General features: G+C 40.4%; 1 protein-coding gene. It reads left to right on the top strand.

The window, feature by feature from the left end:
- On the top strand, positions 1-3,551 hold a 3,551-nt coding region (locus F6K22_RS12915; protein ID WP_293097997.1), incomplete at its 5' end, for a DUF7507 domain-containing protein.
- Between the last annotated feature and the right edge of the window lie 1,124 nt (positions 3,552-4,675).

Below are 4,675 nucleotides of genomic sequence, written 5' to 3'. Positions count from 1 at the left end.
GTTCTATCGGTGACACTATCTTCCGCGATGATAATGCTGATGGAAACCAAGACGATGGAGAAGCAGGTATCTCTGGAGTAGAAGTCAAGTTAACCGATAAAGGAGCTGACGGAATATTCGGTACAGAGGATGATGTAGTTATCGGAACTCAAACTACTGATGCAAATGGTAAGTATCTGTTTGAAGACTTAGAAGCAGGCAACTATCAAGTAGAAGTTCTCAATGATAATGGTGCTCTAGATGGTTTAGTTCAAACTGCTGACCCTGACTCTAACCTAGACAATGGTTCTATGGTGGAATTAGACCCTGGGGAAAATGACCTTGAGCAAGACTTTGGTTATGATGCTCCTGAAAATCCTGGTATCGAAATTGAAAAGTCTACCAACACTGTAGATGCTGACACCCCAGATTTAGCACCAGAAATCGTTGCTGGTGAGACAGTTACTTGGACTTATGAAGTAACCAATACTGGTGATGTATCCTTCAACGAAAGTGAAGTTGTGGTCACTGACGACCAAGAAGGCACAATTACCAACATCGTTGACAAAATAGATGGAAATCAAGATAACATCTTAGACCCTGGTGAAACTTGGATTTATCAGCAGACAGGAATCGCTCAAGATTTGTCTACTGCTACTAACACCGTTATTGATTTTGAAACTGACGCTGAAGGTAATCCTTTAGACGCGGGGACAGTCATTGACACAGAATATTCTGCTCTCGGTTTAACTATCTCTGCAACTGGTGGCTCAAATCAAGCCATGATATTTGATAGTGCTAACCCAACTGGTGAAGATGATGATTTAAAAACAGACAGTGAAGGTAACATCTTAATCATTTCCGAAGATGGTGACAGTTCCGATCCTGATGACGAGGCTCATGGTGGCGTAATTACCTTTGACTTAGATAATCCAGTCGAACTCAACTCTATTAACTTCGTAGATATTGAGGAAACGGGTGGTGAAGTTCGCACTACTGATGTTGATGGGAATGTAACTACTACTGCAATTCCTGCTCCTGGTGATGGTAGCCTCCAAACTTTAGATATTGATGACAGTGATGTTGTCAAGGTAGAAGTTGACCTTGTTGGTAGTGGTGCTATTTCTGGCTTAGATTTTGACAGCATAGGTGATGGTATCTATAAAAATATCGGTACAGTTGTTGCTGATGGTGTCGAAGATTCCGATCCTAGTCACTATGTTAACGGCGAACCAGATCCTCAAAACCCTGGTATCGACATTGAGAAGTTCACTAATGGTCCAAATGCTCCGAGAAAGAATGCTGACACTCCAGATAAAGCAGTAGAAATTGCTGCTGGTGATACAGTTACTTGGACTTATGAAGTAACGAACACTGGTAATGTACCATTTGATATATCTGAGATTGAAGTAACTGACGACCAAGAAGGCACAATTACCACCATTACTGACCAAGGGGGTGACGATCCAGATAATATCTTATCTCCTGGTGAAACCTGGATTTATGAGCAGACAGGAATCGCTCAAGACTTAAGCACTGCAACCAGTTCCCAAGAAATTGAGTTCAAGTTCACAGGTAACAGTTCCACAACAGGTAGTTACGGAAATGTTCGTACCTTTACTCAAAATGGTGTATCGGTAGATGTCAGCGCATTCAGCAGTAATAAGAGTGGTGGAAATTGGAGGAATGCTTACCTGGGAGTTTATAACGGTGCTTTAGGCGTTACTAACCGCAATGAAAGTGGTTCTCATCACCGAGTAGATAATGGTACTAGCAACGATTATATCCTCTTTGAATTCGACAAAGAAGTAACTGTAGATCGCGCATTCCTTAGTTCAATCAGCAAAGATAGCGATATTTCCGTCTGGATTGGCGATCGCGATGGTGATATCTCACTTTTGAACAGCGATATCTTAAATGACTTCACCAAGGAAAATAACAATGGTGGCCGTGGCGGTAGTGACAAAGCTCGTTGGGCAAACTTTAATGCTGATGAGTTAACCGGTGATACCCTGGTTATTGCGGCGAAAACAGATGGTACTAACGATAACTTCAAGGTGAAAAAACTGGATCTTTCTGTAGCCGGTGACACAACCATCGGCAATTACGTCAACATTGGCACTGTAACTGCTGGTTCTGTAAGTGATGAAGACAAAAGTCATTACACTAATCCTGAAGGGGAACCAGAACCAGAACCTCAAAATCCTGGTATCGACATTGAAAAGTCTACCAACATTGTAGGTGCTGATCCTGCTGATGCTGTAGATGCTGATACTCCAGAGCAAGCAAAAGAAATCGCTGCTGGTGAAGAGGTTATTTGGACTTATGAAGTAACCAACACTGGTGATGTACCCTTTGCTCAAAGTGAAATTGAGGTTACTGACGACAAAGAAGGTGATATCACCGATGTCGATCCCCAACAACATGGAAATAAAGATAACATCTTAGACCCTGGTGAAACCTGGATTTACACAAAGACAGGCACTGCTGAAGATTTGACTACTACTACCGGTTCTGAAGACATCACCTTCTACCTTACAGGTAACAGTTACACAACAGGTCCTTACGGAAATGTCCGTAACTTTACTCAAAATGGTGTATCAGTAGATGTCAGCGCATTCAGCAGTAATAAGAGTGGTGGAGACTGGAAAAAAGCTTACCTTGGAGCTTATGGCAGTGGTTTAGGAGTTACCAACCAGAATGAAAGCGGTTCCGGTCACCTAGTAGATAATGGTGGTAGTAATGATTATATCCTCTTTGAGTTTGAGGAAGAAGTAATTGTAGATCGCGCATTCCTAGATTATGTTAGCGGTGGTAGCGATATCACAGTCTGGATAGGCGATCGCGATGGAGAAGATATCTCACTTTTGAACAACGATATCTTAAATGACTTCACTAAAGAAAATAACGATGATTATAACAATAACCATGATCGCTGGGCTGACTTTAATGCTAATGAGTTAAAAGGTGATACCCTGGTTATTGCTGCCCGTACCGACCACAATCATGATGCGTTCAAGTTGAGAAAACTTGATATTTCTGTAGCGGGTGACACCACCATCGGTAATTACGTCAACATTGGAACTGTAACCGCTGGTTCTGTAAGTGATGAAGACAAAAGTCATTACACTAATCCCGATCCCCTTACAGGAGGAGGTAACACAGGTGGTCAAGGCTTAACCCCTGGTTTCTGGAAGAATCATGCCTCTGGCAAAAAAGAATCTTGGACTCCTACTGGATATTCCTCCACTGACAATTATGAAAATATCTTTGGCGTTGATTTACTTGATGGACTCTCTGCTAATGAAATCAGCGAGATTGATACTAATGACAACGGTAGTGTAGAATTACTTGAAGCTTTGAATGCGAATGGTAATGATGAGTCTTTCCAAGCCTTGTTACGTCACTCATCCGCAGGTATTTTGAATGCAGCTCATCCTGAGATTAGCTATGAATACTCAGTAAGTGGAGTGATTGACATGACTCAAAATGCTTTTGAAGGTGATAGCGATCCTATTGAAACTAAAAACCTCTTTGACTATCAGAACAATATGGGTGGAGACATTGTTTAATCTCTCTTGAGTTGAGGTTTCAATGGGAAGTAATTCTCTTCCTAGATATTAGCAATAGCAAATCAAGCAGTTTAAGCCAAGTTAATAGTTGAATTGATTTAAGAGTTTCACAGACATAATTTCTGTGAAACTCTTTTTTTGGCATTGGTAATTGATTTGGGAAAAAAAACAATCATATTACAGTGCTTTTCAGATACATGACACATATCCTCATATCAAATCTGGTATTATCGGTACAACTCAATACCGTAGGGGTTTGGTCACCAAACCCTTACCAAACTTATAGTTTTTGCCTCTTTTAGAACCTTATTTTCCAAAGCAAGCGGATTTGATATCACAACCAAAACCTTGTAGGGACTAACCATGGTTATATGATGTCCGGATAATTAGTGATAAAAAGGTTTTTGTTTGTAGTATTGCCGTGTCAAGTTTGAAAATGTGAGTTAAAAAAACCTAACCCCCCAACCCCCTTAAGTGCTAGCGTTGGGGGGGAATTTCTCCCCTCTCGGAGCAGGAGAGGGGGAGGGGCAGGGGGGAGAGGTCTTTGCTCCTAACACACAATTTTCGTCTTGACACGACACTACTGTGTACCTAAATAACAAACTCTGATGGGAGATCGCCCCTAACTAGACAGTTGTCATTGCAAATACAACAATTGTTTATATATTTTCTTAAATAAGAGATAGAGATAATTTATCAATAACTACTTGACAAATCTCTTTAATTGTGCTGCAATAAAAATTCTGAGTTAAATTAGTTAGTGTCCAGAAACATTTATCAATTGTGAAAGTCACTATTTTATAGACAAAATCAGGTCAAATTATCACAGGCTTTCACGAGTAGAGCCAAATTTTTTATAAATTAATCCCAATAAAGGATTAAATTTATTAAGAATAAATTGCAATATCATTAAAATTAATCAGCCAGTATGAGGTAATTACCTATACCTGCTTACAGAGAAAGAACAAGGAGAAAATTAAAAATGAAAATAACTAGACGAGTATTTCTAGGAACAGGCACAGCAATGGCAACTGTGGCGATCGCCGAACTAGGAAAAAGCAACCGAGGATTAGCCCAAGGTGGTGCAATTAATCTCTATTCTTCCCGCCACTACGACACTGACA

Origin of the sequence: Okeania sp. SIO2F4 (assembly GCF_010672385.1) — a bacterium.
Lineage (GTDB): Bacteria > Cyanobacteriota > Cyanobacteriia > Cyanobacteriales > Microcoleaceae > Trichodesmium.
This window is presented reverse-complemented; position numbering and strand designations above follow the sequence as displayed.